Source organism: Burkholderia sp. LMG 13014, assembly GCF_905232215.1.
In the GTDB taxonomy this organism is placed as follows: Bacteria; Pseudomonadota; Gammaproteobacteria; order Burkholderiales; family Burkholderiaceae; genus Burkholderia.
In genome coordinates this window covers 1-3,429 of the sequence record NZ_CAJNKE010000609.1, presented here as the reverse complement: position 1 = coordinate 3,429, position 3,429 = coordinate 1, and the positions used below count along the sequence as shown (strand labels likewise).

The 3,429-nt window shown below is 67.0% G+C and carries 2 protein-coding genes and 1 pseudogene; all 3 read right to left on the bottom strand.

Features of this window, described 5'->3' with window-relative positions; all coding sequences use genetic code 11:
- A pseudogene (locus JYJ84_RS31810) lies at positions 1-130 on the bottom strand (lipase chaperone); the annotation flags it as partial.
- Positions 131-133: 3 nt separating this feature from the next.
- Positions 134-1,228, bottom strand: a complete 1,095-nt coding sequence (locus JYJ84_RS31805; protein ID WP_122949196.1) for a triacylglycerol lipase — start codon at positions 1,226-1,228, stop codon at positions 134-136.
- A 228-nt stretch (positions 1,229-1,456) separates the two neighbouring features.
- On the bottom strand, positions 1,457-3,429 hold a 1,973-nt coding region (locus tag JYJ84_RS31800), incomplete at its 5' end, for a TonB-dependent copper receptor (protein ID WP_205189942.1).

Below are 3,429 nucleotides of genomic sequence, written 5' to 3'. Positions count from 1 at the left end.
CGGCCGTGCCCGTTCCGCGATGCCAGCCCGCTCCGCTCCACATCGCGACACCGGCAATCGCCACCAGCCCCACGACACCATAGACCACGGCGCGCCGCGCCAGCGGCGCGCGCCCTTCACGTGCCGTCATCGATTACACGCCCGCCAGCTTCAGCCGGTTCGCATGCGTGCGAATCACCGCGACCGGATCTTCCGCATACGCGCCGCGCACGCCGAGCAGCTGGTTGATCTCGTCGAGGTGGTTCCACTTGTAGCTCGTACTCAGCACCTTGCCGTACAGCGCGCTGCACTTCGACACGACGCCGTCGTTCTGCCCGGAGCCGCGGTTGATCATCACCGTGCCCGTGCCGAGCAGCGCGAGCGTGGACGGATCGAGTGCGTTCGCCGGATCGACGACCGGAATGGTGCTCGTGTCGGTCGCGCCCGTGACGCCGAACAGCGAGAGCGTCGGCTGGATCGCCGTGCCGGCCCACGAGTACAGCAGGTGCGTGTTGCCGCCGACGGTTTCCGTCGGCGCACCGGTCTGGCAACTGCCCGGCGCACCCAGGCCCGCGCTCGGATAGTTCTGGTTGTACGTGGCGGCCCGTGCGGTGGTCAGCGTCTGCAGCGCAGCGAGCGCATCCTGGTTCGTGTTGTTAGTGCTGCTCGTCAGGATTCCGAATACATTGACGAACGCGGCGATCACCGTTGACGAAAGCCCGGTCGGATCGTACGCAAGCACGTTCTGCACGAAGTCGGCGAACTCGGAGCCGCGATGCGGCGTGCCGATCGTCGTCACCGACGCGACAAGATCGGGCGCGACGGCCGCGACATAGCGCGATGTAAGCCCGCCCTGGCTGTGGCCGACGAGATTGACCTTGGTCGCGCCCGTCGCCGCAAGCACCGTCTTCACGTAAGCGAGCAACTGTTCGCCGCGCCCGTTCGGGCCATCATCGCTCTGGAAACCCGACAGATTCGCAACGTAGACAGTCGCGCCGTTCTGTTGCAGGTCTTCCTGGATACCGTACCAATACTCGAGCACGCCGGCGTATTTGTCGGTACCCGTCAGCCCGTGCACGAGGATGATCGGATAGCGCGTCGCCGCGTAGCCATCGGCGGGCGCGGTCGCCGCCATCGCCGCGCGCGTCGTCGCGAGCGTCATCACTGCCGTCGTCCCCGCGAACGGCGCGATGCTCATCGCGCATGCCACTGCCCCTGCCACCACCCTGGAACGCATCGTTCTGGCCATGCATGTTCTCCTGATTATTGTGCTGCCGGTGCGAATGAAGCCGGATCGACACTCACTACGCGCCTCGAACGCCGCAACCACCGTGTGTGTCGAATGCGGGAGTGAATCACGACTCGCGAACGTTTGCGCCCTGACTAGATACGGTTCTCTAATCGGTTGACGCGCCCCGCCCGTTCAGGCGGGGCCGCGTTCATGCGCGCGCATGCTGCAGCGCACACGCGCGATGCGTTACAGCTTCGCGCTCACGCGCACCCATGCGGTCCGGCCCGGCTCCATCACCGGCGAGTTCGCCGGATAGCCGAAGCCCGCGTTGCCGGCAAGGTTCAGGTGCTCGGTGTAGGCCTTGTTCAGCACGTTGTCGACGCCGACCGAGATCTGCACGGTCTTGCTGACGTTGTACTGCGTATGCAGCGAGAGCACACCGAATCCGGCGCTCGGGCCGAAGTCCTTGCCGACCACGTTGCCCTCATTCAGTGCATAGCGATGCTGCGGCGCAACGATCCGCCACAGGCCGCCCGCCGACCACGCGCCACGCGTGTACTCGAGCCCGATGCGCGCCTCGAGCGGCGGCATCTGCGGCAGCGGATCGCCGCTTGCCACGTTACGCCCCCACGCATACGCGAGCGATGTCTCGACGCGCAATGGTGCAACCGGTTTCCACGACACGCCCGCTTCGCCGCCCATGATCTGCGCGTTGACGTTGGTCGCCTGCGTGGTCGGGCCCATCATGCCGGCCGCGTAGTTGAACAGGATGAAGTCCTGCACGTAGCCGGCGTAGGCCGACACCCATGCATCGAGCCGGTCGCTCTTGTATTGCGCACCGATGTCGAGCTGCGTGGTCTTCTCCGGCTGCACCGCCGAAAACGCGTTGACCGAACCGGCCGGCCCGCGCTTCGCGGAGAACAGCTCCCAGTAGTCGGGATAGCGCTCCGTATGGCCGACGCCCGCGTACCACGTGACGGGCAGCGATGCGAGATCGCGCTCGTAGCGCACGAAGCCGCTCGGCAGCACGCGCGTGCGATCGTCGTCGAAGGTCGGATTCGGCTTGCTCATCATCATGCCGCTCGTCGTCGAGCGCTTGTCGCGTGCGCTCGCATAGTCGACGCGCGCGCCGCCGATCACGCGCGACACGTCGCTCGCGTACCACGTCAGTTCGCCGAACACGCCCGCGTTCCACATCGTCGCCTGCGCATCCCACGGCTTGTCGCCGTAGTTCTGCCGCCCCATCGCCGAGCGCGAGTCGAGCCGGTTCGATTGCGCATCGACACCCGTCACGAGCTTGAAGTCGTCGGCGAAACGGAACGTCGCGGCCGCGCGTGCGCCGAACGTGCGGCGCCGCACTTCCGACGCCATCCGCATCGGCATGCTGCTGGTCGGGTCCGGTTGCCGCAACGTGTAGTTGTCCATCACGTGGTCGGCTTCGTTGTAGTACACGCGTGCCTCGATCCGGTCGAGCACGTCGCCGAGATGCTTCTTGTCGAACGACAGCCCGAACGTCTCGCGGCGGAAATGCGCGCCGTCCATCCCGCGCCCCGCGTAGCGCGCATAGCCGTCGCCGGTGCCGGCGGTCAGCTCGACGCGCGTGTGGTCGTCCGGCGTCCAGCCCAGCGCGGCATCGGCGTTCCACTTGTCCCACTGCGACGGCACGGTGTTGCCGTTACCGTCCTTGTAGTCCTGCGAGTGCGCGTGGTTCGCGGTCACGCGGCCGTAGACGTCCGGTGTGCCGGCCGTCACGTCGAGGTTCTGGTCGTTGCGGCCGAACGACCCGCCGACCAGGCTGCCCTCGAAGCGCATGCCGGGCTTGTCGAAGCGCGGCGTCACGCGCTCGAACATCACGGTGCCGGCCGACGCGCCGGGCCCGTACAACACGGTCTGCGGCCCCTTCACGACCGTGACCTTGTCATAGCTTTCCGGTGCGATATACGACGTCGGCGCATCCATCCGGCCCGGACATGCGCCGAGCGTCGACATCCCGTTCGCCAGGATGTTCAGCCGCGAGCCGAACATCCCGCGCGACACGAGGTCGCCGTTGGTGCCGCCGCTGCGGATCGACGTGAAGCCGGGGATCGTTTTCAGGTAATCCGCGCCGTCGCTGGCGGGCAGCGGCTGGCGTGGAGTCTTCGGATCCGTGACGACGACGAGCGGCGTCGTCAGCGGCGATGCGACGACTTCGATGGCCGGCAGCGGCGCGGCCGTATCGT